The organism is Shewanella chilikensis (genome assembly GCF_037953065.1).
In the GTDB taxonomy this organism is placed as follows: Bacteria; Pseudomonadota; Gammaproteobacteria; order Enterobacterales; family Shewanellaceae; genus Shewanella; species Shewanella chilikensis.
Genome location: NZ_CP149966.1, coordinates 651468 through 671910 on the forward strand (window position 1 = coordinate 651468; position 20443 = coordinate 671910).

The following is a 20443-nucleotide window of genomic DNA, read 5'->3' on the forward strand; positions in this document are numbered from 1 at the left end:
AATTAGACTATAAGGGAGTGTCACTTTTTCCCATAAGGGCATAGGCTTAGAGGTGCGGTAAAGTTATTTCCGCAGCTGTATTGAATTGTTTCAAAGAGGGAAGTGTTATGTCCATGAGCTTGCAGTTTTGGGGTGCTACCCAGGAAGTCACAGGTTCCTGCCATCTGTTGCGGGTCAACGATGCAAGTTTGTTGTTGGATTGTGGTCTTATTCAGGGAGGGCGGCAGGATGAATTGCGTAACCATGAAGCCTTTCCCTTTGCTCCTGAATCCCTGACTGCCGTGGTGTTGAGTCACGCTCATATCGATCATTCTGGGCGCTTGCCCCTGCTGGTGAAGCAGGGTTTTAGCGGCCCAATCTACACCCATAAGGCCACCATGGATCTGTGCGCCATCATGCTCAAGGATGCCGCCATGTTGCAGCAGCGTGATGCCGAACGGCAGAACCGCAAACGTGCCAAGCAAGATCTAGAGCCGATAGAGCCGCTGTTCACCGAAGAAGATGTCGAACTGGCACTGACCCGCTTTATTCCACTGGACTATGGCACCAAGCTGGATCCCATTCCCGGTGTGACCCTGTGTTTGAGTGATGCCGGCCATATTCTGGGGTCGGCGCTACTGGAGCTGTGGATCAATGATGGCAACACCCAGAAAAAACTGGTGTTCAGTGGCGATCTTGGCCGCGCCGGTATGCCGATCCTCAAAGATCCTACGCTGATCCAACAGGCCGATCTGGTGCTGATGGAAAGCACTTATGGCGACAGGTTGCACCGGAGTTGGGAGGCGACTCTGGAAGAACTCAAGGGGATCTTCGCGACAGCCATCAGTGAGAGCCGCGGCAATATCCTGATCCCTGCCTTCTCGGTTGGCCGGGCGCAGGAGCTTTTGTATCTGTTTCACCTTTATGCCGGGGAGTGGGATCTGTCACGTTGGAAAATCTGCCTCGACAGCCCCATGGCCATAGAGGCCACCAAGGTGTATATCAATAACTATCCCTTGATGGACGAGGACTTCAAGCGTTTCGTGCATCAACACCCCGGGCAGCACCCGCTGCTGTCTGGAATAGAGTTTATCCAAAGTACCGAAGAGTCGATGGAACTCAACGACGTACACCAGGGGCTTATCATTATTGCCGGCAGCGGCATGTGTAACGGCGGTCGTATCCGCTGTCATCTGGAACACAACCTGTGGCGGCCCGAGTGCGACATTATCATCTGTGGTTTTCAGGCACTGGGAACCCCCGGGCGGCTGCTGGTTGATGGCGCCAGTGAGCTTACCATCAACGGTAATTCGGTGAATGTCGCCGCCAGAATTCACACAGTCGGTGGGTTGTCGGCCCATGCGGATCAGGCCGAACTGCTGCGCTGGTATCGTGAGTTTGAGGGCGCGCCGCCACTTATTCTGGTTCACGGTGAGCCGGATGCCCAGCGGCAACTCCTGAGTGTGCTGGAACATGCCGACGGCGTGCAGCCCAAGCCCAGACCTCAGGCCTCGGCTATAGCGACCGAAGGCGACAAGCTGGATCTCAGCCGTTTACCCGAACTGAGCTGGGTTGTGGGCTAAGTGTGTTGTCAGGCTTAACAGCTTCAGAGAATTAAACAGGGTTATTTTATCTTTGCCATTAACAAATAAAAACGCCCCTTAATAAAGGAGCGTTTTTATTGTTGGTGCAAACCTGGCTTTAGCCTTGGCGCTGCCAGAGGATCTCCAGTTCATCGGCTTCGCCCATGGCGGCTTCCAACAGGTTGATGAGCTCGGCATCGGCCTCTATGGCCTTAAAGGTTTCCAATTGAGTGCGGTTCAGCCAGTAGTCCTGGTCGGCATCATGCTCTTCTACCAGGTTGTCGATCAGGAACTGCAGCTGTTGTTCGGAGATATGGCCGATAACGGCGCCGGTTTCTTTATTGCTGAGTTGGATCATTCTCTCTCCTTGGATTGGTGTGGCCTCAGTGGCCGAAAATCATAGCTTGCACTATATCCTCTTCAGTGAGTGCGTTGAATCCCATGTTTTGTCATAAAACTCTCTTCATAAACGACCCCGGTCAGGGTGGCGATAGCTAGGCCAAGCACCAGTGCCAACAGTAGAGGCTTGCAAACCCCCATGGGCACCAGCCAGATCAGTAACAGTGCCAATACGCAAATGCCACCACTGATGGGGTTGAATAAGAGTTCCAGACTGATCTCGAAAACACTTAAGGTTTCTGCGTCCTGATAGCGCCGGAAATGGAGCAGGAAATAGAGAGCTCCGCAGAGCAAACTGACACTGGAAAATGCCAATAGGCCGCTGAAGCTGAAAGTTTCTTTGAAGTACAAAGTGGCTTGGTAACCCGCCACAGTCAATATTGCCAGCCAGATAACAAGTAGTGGCGCCAGGATCAGTCCCATTATACTTCCTAGGTTAGACGTCCATGTTTACAGGTGACTGTAACCTAAAAGCATATGCACAACAAACCACCAGTGGATGATTTGTGGCCCGGCTCGCTTCTCCACCAAGATTTGTTAGTGCTAACAGAGGTAAAACCACTATTTTCAACATTTAACAATCTGGTTACTTTTTGGGCTGTTTGCAGGATATACTCAGACAAGTAATTGTTGTCGGAAGAAAACTTGTTTGGAGAGTCCTTATGCGTTTTATCAAGACACTGTTTATCCTGTTGGCACTGATAGTGGCTGTGCCGCTGATTGCCGCTCTGTTTGTCAAAAGCGACTACCAGGTGACCACCAATGTGGTGATAAATCGCCCGGTGGCCGAGGTGTATGACTATGTAAAGTATCTTAAGAATCAAGATAATTTCAGCGTCTGGGCCAAGATGGATCCGGCGATTAAGCGCAGTTATCGCGGCGTTGACGGCACTGTTGGCTTTGTCTCGGCTTGGGAGAGTGACAACCCGCAGGTGGGCCAAGGCGAGCAGGAGATAGTCGCCATGGAAACCAACAAGCGCATCGATTATCAGCTCAGATTCCTGACTCCCTTCGAGGGTACTGAACCTGCCTACATGCTGTTTGAGCCCTATGAAGGCAATAGGACCAACCTTAGTTGGAGCTTTAAGGGGCATCTGGACTATCCGATGAATCTGATGTTTCTGTTTGTCGACTTTGAAACCATGATCGCCACGGATCTATTGCGTGGGCTCAGTAATCTCAAGCTGTTACTCGAGTCAGAACCCGCGCCGCAGGAACAAGTTCAGAGCCCGTAAATCCAGGCCACCCATTGACGGTAAAGATTAAGCCCTATCAGCAGGTTAATCGGGAAGGTGACCCCCAGCGAGGCCAGCATGGCCACGCCGATATTGGCCGATGGAATGGCCGCACGGATCGCCGCCGGTGCCGCAATATAAGAGGCGCTGGCGCAGAGACCGGCCAGTACCAATGTCGAACCGGCGGGCAGCCCCAGGGCGTGACCTGTAATGATACCCACCCAGGCGAGCACAAAAGGGGTGATGGCGGCAAATACCAATAGGCGCCAGTGACTCAAGGGCAGTGGAGCACAAACCCTGGCGGTACACAAGCCCATTTCCAGCAGGAATAGCGCCAGCAAGGTCTTGAATCCCTGCATCAGCACAGGGCTTAACGAGGCCAAGCCCTCAGCGCCGTAGCCCCAACCGATAAGCACGCCGCCCCCCAGCAGTATCACCCCACGACTTGTGAGTGCTTCCAGCAGAATATTGCCACTGCCTCCCGTTTTATCCCGGTTAAGGCGTCGATAGAGCCACAGCATGACTATGATGGATGGCAGCTCCAGCAGTACCAAATAGAGAGTGGTTTCGGGCTTGAGTGGCCAGCCCAGCTGTTCTGTCATGGCGTAGACAACGGCAAAAGTCCCGGCACTGACCGAGCCGTAGTGGGCGGCAATACTGATGGCATCGCTCTGGGATAGGCGAACCACTTTTTTCAGTATGGGATACAGCGCCAGCGGGATTGCCAGTCCCAAACCTATTACTAGTCCCAGTTCGGCAAAGGACAGCTGATCTGTGTGGCCGTGTAGCGCCATGCCGCCCTTGAGGCCCAGGGTCAGCATTAACAGTATGGAAAGGGTTTCGTAGGTGGATTCGGGGACTCTGAGATCCGATTTGAGCAGACCGGCCAACAGGCCTAGGCCGAAAAAGGCAATAACAACATCAGGCATGGGATTCTCCTTGTTAGACGGCTGGAGATTGTGCTCGCCCGGCGCTATATTGGAAAATAAATTATTAACTGCATATATATAGATAATTATCTATGGATCTTCGCCATCTCAGCCTGCGCTTGTTGCAGGTGTATATCGAAGTGGTTCGGCGGCAGAATATTTCAGCCGCCGCCAGACACCTGTATCTGACTCAGCCGACCGTGTCGCTGCAATTGAAAAAACTGGCTGAGCTGGTGGGTGAGCCTTTGCTGGAAACCGGCCCGGGAGGGCTGCGGCCGACTCAGGTGGGGCAGGAGTTGTACCGGGCGGCGGTCGATGTGATGACTCGTTTGGAAGACTTCAACGGCATGCTGGCCAAGGTGCGGGAAGGGCAGAGCGGCCACATCAATATCGGCCTGGTGACCACGGCCAAGTACGTGGTGCCGCGGATCCTAGGCGCTTTCTATCGTCGTTTCCCCGGTGTCCGAGTCACACTGAACATAGGCAACCGTGCCCATGTGCTGAATCGTTTTGAGCATCTGGAAGACGATCTCTACCTCTTCAGCCATCCTCCCAGGGGCGAAACTGTGCAATCGGCACGGATCATCCGTAACCCACTGCAGTTGATTGCCCCCAGAGATCATTGGGCCGCCGGGCAGAGTGAACTCAAGTTTGAGCAGCTCAGTCGCGAGCGGTTTCTCATCCGTGAGCCGGGTTCGGCTACCCGTTTGATGTTTGAGTCTTGGCTCAGCGGTCAGGGGGTGGAACTGGGCGACTGTATGCAGATAGAGAGCAATGAGGCCATTCGTCTGGGGGTCGCCTCGGGGTTGGGGTTATCAGTTATCTCGGCCCATACCCTGGAGGAAGGGCGCGAGCGCCCGGCTATTCTGGATGTGAAGGGCTTCCCGTTGGAAAGCAACTGGTATCTGGTGAGCCGTAAAGACAGGCGTATGCCCTATGCGGCGCGGCAATTGGTGCACTTTATGGCTGAGCATCTGCAGCAGTGCATAGAGGCTGAATGGGTGGCTGGTGATATCGCCCAGCTACCAACCAACCTGGGGTTGAGCGCCGACTGAGTTTGACCTCGGGTTTCCAATTGTTAATGTTTCGTTGTAATCTGGGTGTTCCTTATGCAGTTTTGCCATAACAGGTGGAAACTGCAACGATAACAATAACTACACGAGGTTGGAATGGAAACAATAATGGAATGGGTTAGCCAGCTCAACAGCCTGGTTTGGGGTGTGCCCATGCTGGTGATGATCCTGGGGGTAGGACTGTTTCTGTCCATAGGTTTGCGCTTTATGCAGCTTCTCAAGCTGGGGCGGGGGTTCCGCTTACTCTGGTCCGGGCGGATCCCGGATAAAGACACCAATATGAAAGGGGAGATCAGCCCCTTCAATGCGCTGATGACGTCACTGTCGGCCACCATAGGGACAGGGAATATCGCCGGGGTGGCGACGGCAATATTTCTTGGCGGCCCGGGGGCGTTGTTCTGGATGTGGTGCACCGCGCTGGTGGGGATGGCCACCAAGTTCTCCGAAGCCGTGTTGGCGGTCAAGTATCGCGAGGTCGATGACAGCGGCAACCACATAGGCGGCCCTATGTACTACATCAAGAACGGCCTCGGCCAGAAATGGGCCTGGCTGGGAACTTTATTCGCCTTATTTGGTGGTTTTGCCGGTTTTGGTATAGGCAACACAGTGCAGGCCAATTCGGTGGCCGATGCCTTGGATAGTAACTTTGGCGTTCCAGCCTGGGCAACCGGCCTGGTAATGATGATTTTGGTGGGTGCTGTTTTAATGGGCGGCATCAAGCGGATTGCTGATGTGGCCGGTAAGTTAGTGCCCTTGATGACAGTGTTTTATATCACCGCAGGCTTGGCTGTGATTGTGGTCTATTTCGATCAGATCCCGGCGGCGTTGGAGTTGGTATTCGAGAGCGCCTTCAGCCCAGTGGCGGCCCAGGGTGGTTTCGCCGGGGCGGCAGTTTGGGCTGCCATACGTTTCGGGGTCGCCCGCGGAGTGTTTTCCAATGAGGCAGGTCTTGGCAGCGCACCGATTGCCCATGCGGCTGCGCAGACCAATAACCCAGTGGCTCAGGGCCTGGTAGCCATGCTGGGTACCTTTATCGATACCATAGTGGTCTGCTCCATCACAGGTTTGGCGATTATCGTTTCCGGTGCCTGGACCTCGGGGGAAACCGGCGCGGCCTTGACCTCCTATGCTTTCAGCCATGCCTTGCCTATAGGGCATTACATAGTGGCGGTGGCTTTGGCTATTTTCGCCTTTACCACTATTCTCGGCTGGAGCTTTTACAGTGAAAAGTGCGTGCAATATCTGTTTGGTATTCGCGCTATAGTGCCGTTTCGCTTGGTCTGGACTCTGATGGTGCCAGTAGGGGCCGTTGCGTCTCTGGACTTTATCTGGCTGGTGGCCGACACCCTCAATGCCATGATGGCGATTCCCAATCTGATAGCCCTGGCGCTGCTCAGCCCTGTGGTTTTCGCGCTGACTCGTGAATATTTTATCAAGCAGCGTAAGGCTGAGTTGCAAAAATAGTGGGTCAATCAAGCGATCGCCATAAAAATGGGCAACTTATAGTTGGCCATTTTTTATCAGTCGGCGTTACTGTCAAACTCAGTGTCTTCCAGTAACTCGAACATGGGCTCGGCATTGGGTAACTGTTTGAATAGGTGACTGAAGTGTCGCTGCACGCCTTTGAGATCTATCCCAGCCATGCCAGAGGCGAAACCAAACCAGGCATAGAGGCCACTGAAGTTATCGAACATAGGCGGCAGATACTTGGGGGCGGCAATAAGCCCCTCCCTGTGGGCCTGATAAAGCACCGGGATATCCTCAATGGCCAGCTTGCCGACAAACAACATGGGGATGATCTCCGGGATCCCGGCTGTGATGGCAGAGCGGATAAAGTTAATGTTTTCCACATAGCCGCGCACATAGGAGATATCCTTGGTGAAGTAGCTGCCGCCTTGCACCATACCACCGCGAAATACTCGCTGAGTCACCCGGTAGCTGTCTCGTTTGCTGAGGTTCTGGCCGCAGAAATAGTTGAATACTTCTATGAAGTCGGCGCCTTGCTCGGCCATATCGACCGCAGTGATCCTGTCGCTGATGCGTCTGGCCCGCCCAGGGTTGGAGCTCAGGGTGATGGTTTCCATCAATACGGCTAGCCCTTCTTGGGCTGCGGCTACCCTGGGAGAACCAACACTGAGCCAGGTGGCCCAGGGTTGAGCCCGGCCATTGAGGGTGGTGCCCACATGTACCCAGCCCTCATGTACCTCATAAACATCGAGGTCCGATTGACTGAACAACGCCTTGCTGTTGAGTTTGACCGTATCGCCGCCCACTGCGGCATCCGAGACTATGCCGTCACTGAGGCGCACCCGAATATCGTCGCTGTGGAAATAATCTTTCAGGCGGCGGCTGAGAATATCCACCGCCTCCGGCGCGGCGATTTCTTTGGGGTGATGACGATTGCTGCGCAGCGCTGCCGGTAGCGAGAAGATGTAACTCAAACGATCGCCGAGCTGCCTGAGATTATGTCTGTCGCCGTGGAGCTTATGGTTGGCACTGCCGTAGAGGCGACGGCTGAATTCACCGAAATCGGCCTTGCCTCTATGTTGCAGCATGTCGATAACCTGAAGATATTGCTCGATATTGGCCACCAATATCTTGCCCAGCTTGTCGTATCTTCCCAGGCGCTTGCGGGTCTGCAAACGCAATTCGGTTAACTCTTGGCGGGTTTTATCCGGGTCAAAAGGCAGTGACAGGCGCTGGTAAAACTCGGCGTCTATGGCGGGTAACTGCTTGCCGTTGTTTTCGAGAAATCGGGCTTCCACCTCCCTCGGCCACTTGATGGTATCGAGGATTTTTATCGGTTTTTGCAGCCGGATTAGCTCGTCCGAGAGGCGCCGTAGATCCTCTTTATAGGTACTTGTGTCTGGCATCAATGGTCTCCTCGGAAGACACAGGTTATTGGCGGCTATCATCTTGGATAACACGCTGTCTGGCAACAGAATTTATCCTTGCCAGATCTTGGTGCAGTTGCTTGGTTATTGAGCATAGTCGCCGCGTATGATTTAAGCTAATTAATTGATATTCATCATGTTGCAATATTGGCACTCAAGCTGCTTATCTGAGGTTGTATAGGCGAACTTTCAGGAGCCGTTATGGCAAACATGAGTTACTTGAGTGTGATTGAACGTTTTCATGAGTATCAGCCGCTAATCGATGAACTATTGCAGTCGATTTTGACCGGAATGGCCGACTCTCAGCTCTTTGATGACACAGGGCGGGCCATCAGGGTGTTTTCTGAAGTGGCAGCCTGTTATCCCTTTGTGGAATTGATGTATTTGCTGGATGAAAATGGTCACCAAGTGAGCCCGAATCTGGCGCTTATCCAGCAAAAGATCAAACTGCTAGCTGTGGGTGAGCATCCGGATCGCAGCCAGAGGCCCTATTTTCTCAATGCCGGCGACAAGAGCGGGGTACAGATAACTTCACCTTATCTTTCCAATGCTTCCGGGCAACTCTGTTTGTCGGCATCCATGGGCGTGAGTCGTTTGGATGCCAGTCGCGGCTTTGTGGTGGTGGATATCAACCTGACCCGGCTGATTGAGTTTATGATGGGCGACAGTCACAGGCGCAAGGTGACGCCGCTGTTCAAGGCAGTTTATCTCACTCTGGTGACAGGGCTATTCATCATAGTCGGGGTACTGGTGTTGATCTCGGCCAGGGATATTTGGCATTTATTGGCGCAGGGGCCGCAACTGGCTCATGATTCGCTCAAGCCGTTTGGGATCATCATCTATATCACCCTGGCGTTGGCGATATTCGATCTCGGCAAGACCATACTGGAAGAAGAAGTGTTGATGCATAAAGACATCTTCCGCCACAGTTCCACCCGGCGCACCATTACCCGCTTTGTTTCCACCATATTGATCGCCATCTCTATCGAGGCCTTGCTGACCATGTTCAAGGCATCACTCGGACAGGTGGAGTACATTCAGGGAGCGATTTTGATGATGTTGGCGGTGGTTGGCTTGTTGGTGGCCTTGGGACTATACGTCTGGTTGGGGGCAAAGGCCGAGGCCTTGCTTACCCAAACCCAGTCTTTGAGAGGACGGCAAGGGTAAGGAGGGTGTTGCTGGCACCCTCCCATATTAAGGAAGGCTAAAACATATCGTCATCATCGAGCCCCATGGCTCGTCTGAGTTCCAAGCGTTCCAAGTAATCTTCCAAACGGCGTTTTACCTGGCGTTTGTGTTGCAGCGCCTTTTCGGCCTGACGGTTTTTTGGGGTGGTCATTGCTTCAATTTCAGCATCGTTGGGCACGAGTTCAACAATATGGGCCATCACGAATTCCTCACGGTTTATCCAAGGATTTTCTAGCCAAAAAAGCATTGGCTGAAAAGCAAAAATTTTTGTCTAACAAAGCAAATGATTCTGTCCGTCCCTCTACTCAATATTAGCTTTGGTTAAACTGAAATCTAGCACTGAGTTGCAATAGGAAGTGAGATCGAGACAACATTTTGACGATCTTTTCCAAGAACCTAAATTTGAGGGGGTTTTGCTGTTTTTAACTTGTTTTTTTCATGAACCCGACCAGAATTAACCCCATGGCATTTGCTTAATTGGCTAAGGACTCGGCTGTTTATGATCCCGGACGATCGTCTCACCGCATCATCCACCTCTGTAAAACGCTTCGGCTTTTCCACTCCAGCCTCGGTTTGGGTGATTATCCTGGTTGCACTCCTTTTTACTTGCCTGGGTTGGTATCTGTTTAATCAATATGCGGAGCAGCGCGGACGTGAGCGCTTTGAGTATCAGGCCATGTTGGTCAAAGATGCCATAAGAGATCGTCTGTTGACCTATGAGCAGGTACTGCGGGGGGGCGTGGGCCTGTTTATGGCATCCGATGGCGTGACCCGTGAGGAGTGGCACGAATATGTGACCAACGCCAAGATGGAGAGTTTTTATCCCGGGATCCAGGGAATAGGCTACAGCGTTATTGTGTCCCCGGAGCAGTTGACTGCCCATGAGGCAGCTATCCGCGCTGAAGGTTTTGAAGAATATCGGGTGTACCCAGTTGGTAAGCGTGATACCTACCAGGCCATTATCTATTTGGAACCCTTTGATTGGCGTAACCGGCGGGCATTTGGTTATGACATGTATTCCGAACCGACTCGCCGAGAAGCAATAGATAGAGCCATCAACACAGGGGAGGCGGCGATCTCCGGCAAAATTACCTTGGTACAGGAAACCCAGCAGGATATTCAGGCCGGCTTCTTGATGTATTTGGCGCTTTATGATGAAACTTCTGCCGGCCCCAAGGCTGCTACAGGTGTGGTCTATGCCGCCTTTCGAATGAATAACCTTATGCAAGGCATTTTGGCCGATAAGTTTCCCAGCCTGAATCTAGAGATCTTTGATGGCGACACCCCCTCAGACACTTCGTTGCTGTACAGCACTGAGGAGCTGGGGCCGATTGCCAAAACCTACAATCATGTGTTGCCGCTCAAGGTCGGTGGTCATCAATGGTTGCTGCAAATCGGCGCTGACAAGAGTTTTGTCACTGAAACCGAGAAACTGCAAAGCAAATTGATGCTGGGCATAGGCCTGCTGTTTATCTTGGTGCTGCTCTATTTTCTGCTCAGTAATGCCAGAGCCAGATATCAGGAAGGCTTGCTGGCCAACGAGATACTGGCCAATGAAAAACGCTTCCGCTTGGTTATAGAGGCCTCGCCGTCGGCGCTGATCATGGTTGACGGCCATGGGCTCATCACTCTGGTCAATGCGCATACTGAGCAACTGTTCGGTTATGCCCGGGACGAACTACTGGGCCGCAGCGTGAACATACTGCTGCCGGAGAGCCTGCATAAGTCACACAATCAACACATGGGCGGTTATCTGCAGCAGCCTATTGCCAAGAATATGTCCCAGCGTGATGACCTGTTCGGCCGAGCCAAAGACGGTTCTCTGGTGGCGGTCGAAGTGGGGCTAACCCCAATCCATTTCACCAATGGCCAGTCGATTTTGGCCACCATCAATGATGTGTCGGATCGCAAAAGGATTGAAGCCGAGAAAGCTCGTCACACAGAGGAGTTGGAAAAAATAAACCGTGAGCTGGACAGTTTTGCCTATATAGCCTCTCACGATCTTAAGTCGCCGCTGCGGGGCATAGAGCAGTTATCCGAGTGGCTGGCAGAAGATCTCAGCGACAACAGTAGCGAACAGGTGCAGAAGTATCTGCACCTGATCAAGAGTCGGGTCCAGCGTATGGTCCTGCTGCTGGATGGCTTGCTGACCTTCTCGCGTATAGGCAGGGTAGATACCGAGTTGACCGAAGTGGACAGCAAGCAGTTGCTGCAGGACACCTTCAGCCTGGTGGCTCCGCCAACTGGGTTCAAGCTGGTTATCTTGTCTGAAATGCCTGTTCTGACCACGGCCAGGGTGCCGCTGGAGTTGGTATTTAGAAACCTGTTCAGCAATGCCATCAAACACCACGACAAGGGAGAGGGGGTACTCAGCGTCAGCAGCGAGCGCCAGGGCGACTATTATTGTTTCTGTGTTACCGATGACGGCCCTGGGATAGCGGCCAAGTTCCATCATAAAATTTTCGCGATATTCCAAACGCTTAAGCCTAGAGATGAGGTAGAGGGCAGTGGCCTGGGGCTCTCTTTGGTGAAAAAGTCGGTGGAAAATATGGGCGGCAAGATCTGGGTGAAATCGGAAGGGCGTGGTTGCAGCTTTTACTTTACCTGGCCGGTGCACTTCAAGGAGGAGTCATGAGCCAAACTGCCGGATATAAGGAAGTCACTATTCTGTTGGTCGATGACGATGATGTCGATTACATGGCGGTACAACGGGCAATGCGGCAGCTTAGACTACTGAACCCCTTGGTCAGAGCCAAAGATGGTTTGGAGGCCTTGGAGATGCTGAATGATGGTCGGGTACATCATCCTTATCTAATCTTACTGGATCTCAATATGCCGCGGATGAATGGCTTGGAGTTTCTTGGTCATATCCGCAATGACCCTGCATTGTCTCTCTCAGTAGTCTTTGTGCTGACCACCTCAAGCGCCGATGAAGACAAGGTAGAGGCTTATAAGCATCATGTGGCCGGCTATATGGTCAAACATGAAATAAGCGATGGTTTTTATAATATTTTCAATATGTTGGAAAGCTATTGGCGTATTGTTGAACTGCCGGAAGCCTGAGGGATGGAAAGCATGAATTTGCTGTTGATCGATGATGATGAGATAGACAGAGCCGCTATCATTCGTGCCCTGGATCAATCGTCACTGGCGTTCAAGGTGCTGGAGGCCAACTGTGCCCAGAGTGGCTTGGAGTTCGCCTGCCAGCAGCACTTCGATGGCATACTGCTCGACTATATGTTGCCCGATGCCAATGGTCTGGAAGTATTGAGCCGCCTCAATGAATCGGCCGGAGAGCAAACCGCAGTAGTGATGATCTCCCGTTATGAAGACGACAAGCTGGCGCAGCGCTGCATCGAGTTGGGGGCACAGGATTTTCTGCTCAAAGATGAAGTGAATACCAGCCGCTTGACCCGTGCTATCCGCAATGCCAAGCAAAGGGCTTCCATGGCGTTGGCATTGCGCCAAAGCCACGAGAAGCTCAAAGAACTGGCTGAACATGATTCCCTGACCAAACTGGTCAATCGCTACGGTTTTGAACTCTGCCTGAATCGCACCTTGAGTCAGGTCAAGCGCCATCAGGACATGCTGGCGGTGATTCTCTTGGATCTGGATGATTTCAAGGGTATCAACGACACCTTAGGGCACCAGGTGGGGGATATCCTATTGGTGGAAGTGGCCAACCGTCTAAACGCGGCGCTCAGGGAAGGGGATCTCATTGCCCGTCTCGGTGGCGATGAGTTTGTGGTGTTGGTGACAGAGTCCGAGAATCGTTACTTCCCTATGGCGGTGGCCAATAGGCTGCAGCAGGCCTTCGAAGAGCCTTTCCCGCTGGGGGAACATGATGTGCTTATCGGCGCCAGCATTGGCATTGCTGTATACAGCGATTCTGTCTGCGACAGCTCAGAGCTGCTCAAGTGTGCCGATATTGCCATGTATCGCGCCAAAAAAATTGGCCGTAATCAGATCCAGTTTTATTCCGAAGAGTTGGCCAGGGAGGTCAGGTTTCGTAACCGTATCGAGATGGGACTGAGAACTGCGCTGGAGCGGGATGAATTCAGGGTCTTTTATCAGGGCAAATTTGATGCAATTTCCGGCGAGCTTTTGGGAATGGAAGCCTTACTGCGCTGGCAACATCCGGAAGATGGCCTGCTGGCGCCCGACAGTTTTCTACCGATAGCCGAAGAGATAGGCTTGATTGATGAGATAGGTGAGTGGGTGTTGGCACAGGCCTGCGCGCAAACCGTCGAGTGGCTGACGATGCTGGCTCCGGTAGGAAAGCAGTTATCTGTGGCGGTTAACCTGTCACCGTCGCAGATCATTCGCGAAACCTTGTATCAGACCATAGTCAGAGTATTGCAGCAAACCGGGCTGCCGGCATCGCAGCTGGAGCTGGAACTCACCGAAAATGCCCTGATTGAAGAACCGCTGGAGCTGGCCAAGGTGTTGGAGCGGATTGCTGCCTTGGGGGTAGTGTTGTCTTTGGATGACTTTGGCACCGGCTTTTCGTCCCTTGAGCACATCAAATATTTTCCTATCAATGTACTGAAAATCGACAAGAGTTTTGTGGCTTCGGTCGAACAGGATGAACGTGGCAAGCGTTTGTTGTCTGCCTTGATTAATTTTGCCAACGGTTTTAACGTGGTGTCTGTGGCTGAAGGTATAGAGACTGAGGCGCAGGCGCAGTTTTGTCGTGAGCGGGGCTGCAATCTGTTGCAGGGATATCTTTATTGTCGGCCGATTCGGCCCGTGGATTTTGAAGTGCAGCATATTTTACCTTTGCTGGCTGAGGGGAATGTTTGATTTTGCTTGCCTATTGGCAAAGTATGGTCAAAGATGCCCCCTCTTTTTTGCTGGGCCATAACTCTCTTTACCGGGTCTTCCAAACATGAAAATCGGTATTCTTTCTCAATTTCCCGAGCTCTATTCTACCCGCAGGCTGGTGGAAGCCTGTGAGGGTCGTGGTCATCAGGCCTTGGTGATCAATCCACTCAACTGTTATATGAACATCAACTCGGTGCAACCCAGTATTCATCTTGAAGGTGAAGAGCTTGCCGGTTTTGATGCCATTATCCCGAGGATCCATGCCAGTGTGACTTTTTATGGCTGCGCCCTGGTTCGCCAGTTTGAGATGATGGGGGTGTACGCCGCCAATGATTCCATCTCCATTGCCCGCTCAAGGGATAAGCTGCGGGCACTGCAGTTGCTGTCCCGCAAAGGGGTGGGCATGCCGGTCACAGGCTTTGCCAGCAAGCCGGATGATATTCCGGATCTTATCGCTATGGTGGGTGGGGCGCCGCTGGTGATAAAGCTTTTGGAAGGTACCCAGGGAATAGGTGTGGTGCTGGCAGAAACCAAAAAGGCCGCCGAGAGTGTGATAGAAGCCTTTTTGGGGCTTAAGGCCAACATTCTGGTGCAGGAATATATCAAAGAAGCCAACGGCAGTGATATCCGCTGCTTTGTGGTGGGTGATAAGGTGGTTGCGGCCATGAAACGCCAGGGGCCGGAGGGCGATTTTCGCTCCAATCTGCATTTAGGCGGCAGCGCCGAGAAGATTAAGATTACCCCTCAGGAGCGCAAGACAGCCATTGATGCGGTTAAGGCGATGGGGCTGGCTGTGGCCGGGGTGGATATTCTTCGCTCCGAGCGTGGCGCCTTGGTGCTTGAAGTCAATTCAGCTCCGGGTATTGAAGGTATAGAGTTGACCACAGGTATCAAGGTGGCCGAGCCGATAGTGGAACATATCGAAAAAATGGTTGCCGCCCGTAAACGCAATCGACCTGTCATCGCCTGATTGCGCCTCGGGCTTTCCCATCCTTAGAATTCGAACTCATAGACATAGCTGAGCACTATCTTGGCATCGTCGTTCGGCCGATCCGTATCGGCCACCATAAAGGAGACAGAGCCTATGCCTGTCTCCTTGCTGATGGCCAGATGGTAGTCGGCGTAGTCGGAAACTCCAAACCAGCTCTGCACCACATCACCGTCTGAATAACCATAGTGTGCCGTCAGCGTCACGGTTTCCGTGAGGGGATAACTGAAACCTGCGTGGATATAGCTTAAATCCTTATTATCCAGCGGCGCTTTGGCTACATCATCACCAGCGTTAACCACTTTGGCATAACCCAGCTCAAACCACTTCCAGCTGAGAGTCAGCGCCAGCTCACCAAAGTCGATATCGTCTTCGGCATCCGGGTAGCCATAGTAAAGATAGCCGATGTCATAGCCAAAGTCTTCGCCTATGCTGCCGGAGTAACCGCCGTAAAAATCGAGCTCGTAACTGGTGTCATCACCAAAGTCGACATTGGAGGCCCAGGTGCCCAGGTAAAAGCCTGTGTCGTGGCTATAGTCTATACCACCTTGAACGGCGACAGAGTCATCCGTCTGGGTAACCCCACGCCACAGATAGTTGGAGGTGGCTCCTATATTCCCTGATACAGTCGCCTGGGCTTCGCCGGCCAGCAACAACAGACCTGCGATAACTGACATTGAAAACTTGGTGTGTTTCATTCTCATCCCCTCAATGGTTTGGATTCCGAAACCGGTAATAGCGACCGGCGCAGACACTCGTTATTGTCTGTGCGGAATGAGCGAATCTTGTGCCAAGTTTAAATAGGCATTAAATACATGTGGTTAGCTTTTGAATATAAAGTAGGTTAATGAAATGTTGCGTTTAAATGGGGCGTTTTGCCCTTTTTTTGTGCAGTTGAGTGTTGGGCACGACAGGCAATAAAAAACGCCTCATTATGAGGCGCTTTCATCCGTGAAAAGCGGCTTAGTTGACGCTGTCACGCAGTGCCTTACCGGCCTTGAACTTGGGAATCGTAGCGGCAGGGATCTGGATCTCTTTACCGGTTTGCGGATTACGGCCAGTGCGGGCCGCGCGGGTTGAGGTTTCGAAAGAACCAAAGCCTACGATGGAGATTTTAGATCCTTCTTTCATGGCATCAGTCACTGCTACTTCGAACGACTTGAGGGCGCGGGCAGCTTCTGCTTTGGACAGGTTTGCATGTTCTGCCATTTTTGCGATCAGTTCAGTTTTGTTCATCTGGAGCGTCTCTTCTTTCCGTCGATTGAATTATTATTGCCCATCTAACATGCCATAAGGTTTTTGGCTTGAAAAGGCCTTTCAGCGGGCTTCTTGAGCTTTATTTGTTATTTTTTAACCAAAATTATACAAATTTGTGAGCTGGGCGCCGATTTCCTTAAATTCAGTGCGATCTAGTCAGATTTTTCCTGTTGCAAAAAGCATTTTGTGTTGGCGGAAAAAGCCACCCAATACTGGAATAACAGTAAGGCCAACAACACAGCCGCCAGCGGCAGCAAGGGGATATTGCGCCCAGCCAGCTCAAGTTTGACATCTTCAGGTGTTATCTGCAGTGCCATCAGTGCAGTAGCGGCCAATGCCAGCAGCCCCAGAGTCTGGATAAAGAGATAGATACGCAGTGCCCACAGCGACCAACTTGTACGTAACACTATGCCCACCAATACTGGGATGACTCCCAAGGTAAATAGATCTATTGCCCCCGTACTGATGGTGCGCCACAGTGCTACCCCGGCCAGTACCAGATAGAGGATGCAAAGTAGTACCAAGGGTATTGGTCTTGAAATGGACATAAATGACTCCTGTGAGAAATTGGCCTAAGTCTATGGAAAGCCCTGGAGTGAGTCCAGCCGGATTTTAATCGCTTTTTCCGGTAAAATGAGCGCTGACATTTTTGGCAGGATAACACTCAATGACAGAAGAGCAGTTCTGGGAGCTGGTCAGCCGCGACTATCCCGATCAGGACCAACAGCAACTCCAGGCGCGTTTGACCGAAAAACTGCAAAGCTTGAGCGATGATGAACTGGCAGAGTTTGATAAACACTTTGCCCGGCAGCTCCGGCTGAGTTACAGCTGGGATCTTTGGGGCGCTGCTTACATCATCGCCGGAATCGATTCAGATTATGGCTTTGCCGAGTTTCGCAATTTCCTGGTGACTCTGGGAAAGGAGCGTTATCAGGCGGCCTGCAATGCAGCGGATTCGTTAGGGGAGCTGGAAGTTTGGCCACAATTGAATGGTTATGCCTATCCTTTTGTTGAGGAAATAGATCTGTTGGCCGGCCAGTTATACGAGACTCGTACCGGGAAAGAGTTACCGTTTGTGCCTTCGGGGCTGAGTCAGCCCAAGGGTAAGCGTTTCAACGATCAGCCCAAGGCTCTGCGTAAACTGTACCCCAAGCTCTGTGCCCGTTTTCCTTTCTAAGCAGGCTTAGTCGTTGCGCATCTGTTCACACTGAAAGCCCTGACGGCGGGAGTCGAAGCGGCAATAGCTGCCACACTCCCAAGGTGCCCCCTCTGCGGCCTGGGACTTCTCGGTAGCAAACGCCTTACAGCTGGCATAATCACCAAAATCGTCCTCTTTGATATAACGCCCCGAATCAAAGCCATGGGTATAAATGAAGGCACTCCAGGTTTCCGGCCCCTTGGGTTTGGCATCCTGATTGATGGCGATAAGAACAATTCCCAGAGCGGTAAATAGTCCCAAGGTAATCAGCAAAGGCGGTGAGAGTTTCACTGGTGCTCCTGTTATGGCTCGGTTTTTGGTTTATTAGATTACTTCCTCGGGCCTGACTCAAGCCGCATTGTTTGAAAGTTTGTTGTTGCTGCTACAAATTGATACTCAGGTTAATCTTTTTGGATGGTGTATTGCGAAAAATACTACATTAAAATAGCTACTTATAACACAATGCTATTCTCATATTAGTTTTGCGTTAAGCCCGGATTCAGGTTAAATTTTATACTCTGAGTTCGAAGCAAAAGCATACTGACAATCGCTCCCAAAGGAGGCTGATATGAAAATCAGACATCTGTTACTTGTAAGTGCCCTGGCCTCTGGCTCGGTGCTGGCGGCCGATAAGGCCGATGAAAACCCGGTTACTGAATCGGGTAAGGTGAAAATAGAGTGGCAGTCACCCAAGGATTTTCGGGATATCAAGTCTGCCGGTGAGCTGCAATCCCGGTATGAAAAACGTCTGTTTGATACTTTGACCAAAGCCTTGGATAAAGATGTTTCCTCATCTCTAAAAGATAACCAAAAGCTGGAACTGACAGTCACAGATGTGGATTTGGCCGGTGATGTGCGGCCTACCTTTGGCGCTACCGCCAACGATATACGCGTAGTCAAGAACGTCTATCCGCCTAAGATCAGCTTCAGTTATCGCTTGATGGAAGGCGATCAGCTAGTCATTGCCGGCGATGAAAAGCTGACCGATATGCAGTTTCTCGACCATGTAGACAGAATCAACAGTGACAGCTTCCGCTATGAAGAAAGAATGCTGAAAGACTGGTTCCAGAAAACACTCAAGCCCAAACTCTAAGCCGTTTTCGGCATCTCCAGCAAGCACAGCCCTTGAGGGTTGTGCTTGGCCTGCTTTTTCGCCAGCGCACACAGGCGGGACAATTCATGCTCGTTGGCGTCCAGGCTTAATGGCGGTGGCAGTATTCCGACGCTGAGGCGCAATAGCGGTTGAAAGCATTCCTGCTCTTGTCTGTCCTGGGCAAACAAGTGCTGCCTTTGCCAATGTTCATCACTGAAAAATTGCCTCTTGCCCCGTTCAAACTCTGTCAATATCTGCTGACAAACCCTGAGCATTTTTGGCTCTGTGCCTATCATCACAAAATCATCGCCACCCACGTGGCCGATAAACTGTGCCTTGCCATATTGTCTGAGCAGGCCGGCGACGGCCCTTATCACCTCATCACCACGACCGAAGCCATAGATGTCGTTATAAGGCTTGAAATGGCATAGATCAAAATAGGCCAGATAAAAATGCTGTCGCAGTTTACGTAGCCGTTGCAGCTCTTCCTGAATGGGCACATTTCCGGGCAATTCCGTTAATGGGTTTGCGTGGCGTGCCATCTGTATTCTGTGTTCAGTGATGCGTTGCAGCAGCTCGCGGGTGTGACCAAGACCGATAAATTCCCCTTGACGCAGAATAATGAATTCCTGCGCTATTTCGGAGCCAGGCTTAGCGGTAAGTTTTTGGCTCACCAATGACAGAGGTGTAGCCGCATCGACCATAAGCACATCTCTGTCCATGAGTTCTGTGACCGCCTGGTGCTCATGAAGGGCGCGGCCATAGGGGCGGGAAAATAGCTCCATCAGCCGATGGCGATAGATCAGTCCCAAGGGACGCTTTTGCTCCAACACCACTATGCACTGAAGCTCCGGCTGGGCGAGAAAGCGTTCACTCAACTGCTTGAGCTCAGTCTCGGAGGGGCAGGTTTGTGCCTGATGGCACAGGCTCTCTGCCGCCTCGTTGTATCTCGGTTGTTCCTGCTGACGAATGGCAAGATAGCGGGTTTGCAGTTGTCTATCTGGCTGCGCCTCGGGTCTGCCGAGCAAAAAGCCCTGGCAATAAGTGATCCCGAGCTGGCGCAATATGGTCAGCTCGGCTTCAGTCTCTATACCCTCGGCGATGACTTTACAGGTCAGGCTTTGGCAAAGCTCTATGATGGAGCGGACAAACTCCTGTTTTACCGGAAACTTGTCTATCTGATGAATAAAATGGCGATCAATTTTGACATAGTCGGGGGAGAGTTCTGACCAGAGACGCAGGCCAGAATAACCGGCACCCAAGTCGTCGAGAGCGGTTAAAAAACCTTGGTTACGATAGTGATTAAGGCAGGCTTTGAGCTGATCTATGTCATCGGCCGGGTATTGTTCCGACAGCTCTATGACCACATTGGATGGCGCTATGCCGAACTGTTGCAAGAGCTTGAGGGTTTGCCCCTTAGGATGGGTTGGATCCAGCAGTGCCTTGGGGGAAATATTGATAAACAGCTTGCCAGGCAATTGTTTTTGCTGAAATTGGGCTATGGATACCCGGCGACACAAGGTCTCCAGCTCGGAGAGACGTCCTTGGCGTTCGGCAGCGCTGAACAGATGAAATGGAGAGTGAACACTGCTGCCTATGGGGCCGCGGCTAAGAGCTTCGAAGCCGTGGATACTATTACTGTCTATATTGATAATAGGCTGAAACAGTGCGGTGACATCCTCGTTATCCAACACACTTCCAAGTTCAGCTATCCTGTCTATGGCCATCAAACTGCAATACCTCTCCAGGCCCAAATCGGATAGAGTTTAGTCTTGCTAGATGACATTTAGATGACAAAGCCGG

General features: G+C 51.8%; 21 protein-coding genes. 11 read left to right on the plus strand and 10 right to left on the minus strand.

The features are described 5' to 3' along the window. The first annotated feature begins 107 nt into the window (after positions 1 to 107). Complete coding sequence (locus tag WKR14_RS03030) at positions 108 to 1562, plus strand: MBL fold metallo-hydrolase RNA specificity domain-containing protein (protein WP_045283178.1); 1455 nt, start codon at positions 108 to 110, stop codon at positions 1560 to 1562. A gap of 118 nt (positions 1563 to 1680) precedes the next feature. Here WKR14_RS03030 and WKR14_RS03035 read toward each other — a convergent pair whose 3' ends face one another. Both WKR14_RS03035 and WKR14_RS03040 read right to left on the minus strand, forming a co-directional pair. After that, positions 1681 to 1920, minus strand: a complete 240-nt coding sequence (locus tag WKR14_RS03035) for a galactosyldiacylglycerol synthase (RefSeq protein ID WP_101054799.1) — start codon at positions 1918 to 1920, stop codon at positions 1681 to 1683. Positions 1921 to 1982: 62 nt separating this feature from the next. Beyond that, on the minus strand, positions 1983 to 2384 hold the full coding sequence (locus WKR14_RS03040) for a hypothetical protein (RefSeq protein WP_101054803.1): 402 nt from the start codon (positions 2382 to 2384) through the stop codon (positions 1983 to 1985). Positions 2385 to 2623: 239 nt separating this feature from the next. On the opposite strand from WKR14_RS03040, the gene WKR14_RS03045 reads away from it, so the two are divergent. Next, the gene (locus WKR14_RS03045) at positions 2624 to 3196 is read left to right on the plus strand and encodes an SRPBCC family protein (RefSeq protein WP_101054806.1); all 573 of its coding nucleotides are present in this window, start codon (positions 2624 to 2626) and stop codon (positions 3194 to 3196) included. Here the strand turns inward: WKR14_RS03045 and WKR14_RS03050 are convergent. Then, positions 3184 to 4125 (minus strand): sodium-dependent bicarbonate transport family permease, encoded by a 942-nt coding sequence (locus tag WKR14_RS03050; RefSeq protein ID WP_101054809.1) that lies wholly within the window; start codon positions 4123 to 4125, stop codon positions 3184 to 3186. The genes WKR14_RS03045 and WKR14_RS03050 overlap by 13 nt on opposite strands. 92 nt (positions 4126 to 4217) lie before the next feature. Between WKR14_RS03050 and WKR14_RS03055 the strand changes: the two genes are divergently transcribed. Together WKR14_RS03055 and WKR14_RS03060 are read left to right on the plus strand one after the other, a co-directional pair. Continuing rightward, on the plus strand, positions 4218 to 5180 hold the full coding sequence (locus WKR14_RS03055) for a LysR family transcriptional regulator (protein ID WP_101054811.1): 963 nt from the start codon (positions 4218 to 4220) through the stop codon (positions 5178 to 5180). A gap of 114 nt (positions 5181 to 5294) precedes the next feature. Beyond that, the gene (locus WKR14_RS03060; RefSeq protein ID WP_224865961.1) at positions 5295 to 6662 is read left to right on the plus strand and encodes an alanine/glycine:cation symporter family protein; all 1368 of its coding nucleotides are present in this window, start codon (positions 5295 to 5297) and stop codon (positions 6660 to 6662) included. Positions 6663 to 6718: 56 nt separating this feature from the next. Here the strand turns inward: WKR14_RS03060 and WKR14_RS03065 are convergent, their stop codons facing one another. Continuing rightward, complete coding sequence (locus WKR14_RS03065; protein ID WP_226563689.1) at positions 6719 to 8071, minus strand: flavohemoglobin expression-modulating QEGLA motif protein; 1353 nt, start codon at positions 8069 to 8071, stop codon at positions 6719 to 6721. Positions 8072 to 8293: 222 nt separating this feature from the next. On the opposite strand from WKR14_RS03065, the gene WKR14_RS03070 reads away from it, so the two are divergent. Then, positions 8294 to 9259 (plus strand): PDC sensor domain-containing protein, encoded by a 966-nt coding sequence (locus WKR14_RS03070; RefSeq protein ID WP_101054820.1) that lies wholly within the window; start codon positions 8294 to 8296, stop codon positions 9257 to 9259. A 37-nt stretch (positions 9260 to 9296) separates the two neighbouring features. On the opposite strand, the gene WKR14_RS03075 is transcribed toward WKR14_RS03070, so the two are convergent. Next, positions 9297 to 9479 carry a PA3496 family putative envelope integrity protein gene (locus tag WKR14_RS03075; RefSeq protein WP_025886854.1) on the minus strand — a complete coding sequence of 61 codons (183 nt, stop codon included), beginning with the start codon at positions 9477 to 9479 and terminating at the stop codon, positions 9297 to 9299. A gap of 303 nt (positions 9480 to 9782) precedes the next feature. On the opposite strand from WKR14_RS03075, the gene WKR14_RS03080 reads away from it, so the two are divergent. The 4 genes from WKR14_RS03080 (at position 9783) to rimK (ending at position 15074) form a co-directional block, all read left to right on the plus strand. After that, the gene (locus tag WKR14_RS03080; RefSeq protein ID WP_373296808.1) at positions 9783 to 11915 is read left to right on the plus strand and encodes a CHASE domain-containing sensor histidine kinase; all 2133 of its coding nucleotides are present in this window, start codon (positions 9783 to 9785) and stop codon (positions 11913 to 11915) included. After that, positions 11912 to 12343 (plus strand): response regulator, encoded by a 432-nt coding sequence (locus WKR14_RS03085; protein WP_101054827.1) that lies wholly within the window; start codon positions 11912 to 11914, stop codon positions 12341 to 12343. Before WKR14_RS03080 ends, WKR14_RS03085 begins: the two co-directional genes overlap by 4 nt. 12 nt (positions 12344 to 12355) lie before the next feature. Further along, positions 12356 to 14083 (plus strand): putative bifunctional diguanylate cyclase/phosphodiesterase, encoded by a 1728-nt coding sequence (locus WKR14_RS03090; RefSeq protein WP_101054963.1) that lies wholly within the window; start codon positions 12356 to 12358, stop codon positions 14081 to 14083. Between the two features lie 85 nt (positions 14084 to 14168). Next, positions 14169 to 15074 carry a 30S ribosomal protein S6--L-glutamate ligase gene (gene rimK, locus WKR14_RS03095; protein ID WP_101054830.1) on the plus strand — a complete coding sequence of 302 codons (906 nt, stop codon included), beginning with the start codon at positions 14169 to 14171 and terminating at the stop codon, positions 15072 to 15074. A 23-nt stretch (positions 15075 to 15097) separates the two neighbouring features. On the opposite strand, the gene WKR14_RS03100 is transcribed toward rimK, so the two are convergent. From WKR14_RS03100 to WKR14_RS03110, 3 genes are all read right to left on the minus strand, one after another. After that, positions 15098 to 15790 (minus strand): TorF family putative porin, encoded by a 693-nt coding sequence (locus tag WKR14_RS03100; RefSeq protein ID WP_339087355.1) that lies wholly within the window; start codon positions 15788 to 15790, stop codon positions 15098 to 15100. A gap of 265 nt (positions 15791 to 16055) precedes the next feature. Beyond that, positions 16056 to 16328, minus strand: coding sequence for an HU family DNA-binding protein (locus WKR14_RS03105; RefSeq protein ID WP_039034447.1), 273 nt, complete (start codon positions 16326 to 16328; stop codon positions 16056 to 16058). 173 nt (positions 16329 to 16501) lie between these two features. Next, positions 16502 to 16897 carry a hypothetical protein gene (locus WKR14_RS03110; protein ID WP_101054836.1) on the minus strand — a complete coding sequence of 132 codons (396 nt, stop codon included), beginning with the start codon at positions 16895 to 16897 and terminating at the stop codon, positions 16502 to 16504. Positions 16898 to 17016: 119 nt separating this feature from the next. Here WKR14_RS03110 and WKR14_RS03115 point away from each other — a divergent pair, with 119 nt between their 5' ends. Beyond that, complete coding sequence (locus WKR14_RS03115; RefSeq protein WP_101054839.1) at positions 17017 to 17526, plus strand: DUF4240 domain-containing protein; 510 nt, start codon at positions 17017 to 17019, stop codon at positions 17524 to 17526. Between the two features lie 6 nt (positions 17527 to 17532). Here WKR14_RS03115 and WKR14_RS03120 read toward each other — a convergent pair whose 3' ends face one another. Further along, entirely contained in the window at positions 17533 to 17838 is a 306-nt protein-coding gene (locus tag WKR14_RS03120) for a hypothetical protein (protein ID WP_101054842.1), read from the minus strand. Positions 17839 to 18115: 277 nt separating this feature from the next. On the opposite strand from WKR14_RS03120, the gene WKR14_RS03125 reads away from it, so the two are divergent. Beyond that, positions 18116 to 18640, plus strand: a complete 525-nt coding sequence (locus tag WKR14_RS03125) for a DUF3016 domain-containing protein (protein ID WP_101054845.1) — start codon at positions 18116 to 18118, stop codon at positions 18638 to 18640. Here the strand turns inward: WKR14_RS03125 and WKR14_RS03130 are convergent. Then, the gene (locus WKR14_RS03130; RefSeq protein ID WP_404829451.1) at positions 18637 to 20370 is read right to left on the minus strand and encodes a GGDEF domain-containing protein; all 1734 of its coding nucleotides are present in this window, start codon (positions 20368 to 20370) and stop codon (positions 18637 to 18639) included. The genes WKR14_RS03125 and WKR14_RS03130 overlap by 4 nt on opposite strands. Positions 20371 to 20443 lie beyond the last annotated feature (73 nt).

Excerpts from the sequence above, each read along its gene's own strand:
- WKR14_RS03075 (WP_025886854.1), bottom strand. The coding sequence starts at position 9,479 with ATGGCCCATATTGTTGAACTCGTGCCCAACGATGCTGAAATTGAAGCA.
- rimK (WP_101054830.1), top strand. The coding sequence starts at position 14,169 with ATGAAAATCGGTATTCTTTCTCAATTTCCCGAGCTCTATTCTACCCGC.
- WKR14_RS03050 (WP_101054809.1), bottom strand. The coding sequence starts at position 4,125 with ATGCCTGATGTTGTTATTGCCTTTTTCGGCCTAGGCCTGTTGGCCGGT.
- WKR14_RS03070 (WP_101054820.1), top strand. The coding sequence starts at position 8,294 with ATGGCAAACATGAGTTACTTGAGTGTGATTGAACGTTTTCATGAGTAT.
- WKR14_RS03045 (WP_101054806.1), top strand. The coding sequence starts at position 2,624 with ATGCGTTTTATCAAGACACTGTTTATCCTGTTGGCACTGATAGTGGCT.
- WKR14_RS03065 (WP_226563689.1), bottom strand. The coding sequence starts at position 8,071 with ATGCCAGACACAAGTACCTATAAAGAGGATCTACGGCGCCTCTCGGAC.
- WKR14_RS03105 (WP_039034447.1), bottom strand. The coding sequence starts at position 16,328 with ATGAACAAAACTGAACTGATCGCAAAAATGGCAGAACATGCAAACCTG.
- WKR14_RS03090 (WP_101054963.1), top strand. The coding sequence starts at position 12,356 with ATGAATTTGCTGTTGATCGATGATGATGAGATAGACAGAGCCGCTATC.
- WKR14_RS03040 (WP_101054803.1), bottom strand. The coding sequence starts at position 2,384 with ATGGGACTGATCCTGGCGCCACTACTTGTTATCTGGCTGGCAATATTG.
- WKR14_RS03125 (WP_101054845.1), top strand. The coding sequence starts at position 18,116 with ATGAAAATCAGACATCTGTTACTTGTAAGTGCCCTGGCCTCTGGCTCG.
- WKR14_RS03100 (WP_339087355.1), bottom strand. The coding sequence starts at position 15,790 with ATGAAACACACCAAGTTTTCAATGTCAGTTATCGCAGGTCTGTTGTTG.
- WKR14_RS03060 (WP_224865961.1), top strand. The coding sequence starts at position 5,295 with ATGGAAACAATAATGGAATGGGTTAGCCAGCTCAACAGCCTGGTTTGG.
- WKR14_RS03115 (WP_101054839.1), top strand. The coding sequence starts at position 17,017 with ATGACAGAAGAGCAGTTCTGGGAGCTGGTCAGCCGCGACTATCCCGAT.
- WKR14_RS03055 (WP_101054811.1), top strand. The coding sequence starts at position 4,218 with ATGGATCTTCGCCATCTCAGCCTGCGCTTGTTGCAGGTGTATATCGAA.
- WKR14_RS03085 (WP_101054827.1), top strand. The coding sequence starts at position 11,912 with ATGAGCCAAACTGCCGGATATAAGGAAGTCACTATTCTGTTGGTCGAT.
- WKR14_RS03035 (WP_101054799.1), bottom strand. The coding sequence starts at position 1,920 with ATGATCCAACTCAGCAATAAAGAAACCGGCGCCGTTATCGGCCATATC.
- WKR14_RS03110 (WP_101054836.1), bottom strand. The coding sequence starts at position 16,897 with ATGTCCATTTCAAGACCAATACCCTTGGTACTACTTTGCATCCTCTAT.
- WKR14_RS03030 (WP_045283178.1), top strand. The coding sequence starts at position 108 with ATGTCCATGAGCTTGCAGTTTTGGGGTGCTACCCAGGAAGTCACAGGT.